1 protein-coding gene is annotated in these 235 nt (G+C 80.0%); it reads left to right on the forward strand.

Features of this window, described 5'->3' with window-relative positions:
• Window positions 1–27: 27 nt before the first annotated feature.
• A partial coding sequence (locus KVT14_RS21485; RefSeq protein WP_217617397.1) for a hypothetical protein occupies window positions 28–235 on the forward strand: 208 nt, incomplete at its 3' end.

Below are 235 nucleotides of genomic sequence, written 5' to 3' on the forward strand. Positions count from 1 at the left end.
GCGGTCGCGGACCCCGGGGTGGTGGGGGTGAGTCCCGTCGGCGGGGTCCAGTCCGGGACGGAGGCGGCGTGGCGCAGGCGCGACGAGGCGGGGATCCCCCGCCTCGTCTTCGTCTCCCAGGAGGACCGTGCCCGCGCCGACTTCCACCGGGTGCTCGGCCAGGGGCGTGACCTCGCCGTCCGCCCCGGGCACGACGCCGCCGCGGTGCTGCCGCCGGGGCTGCCGCTCGGGGAGG

Source organism: Cellulomonas sp. GbtcB1, from assembly GCF_019091725.1.
Taxonomy (GTDB): domain Bacteria; phylum Actinomycetota; class Actinomycetes; order Actinomycetales; family Cellulomonadaceae; genus Cellulomonas.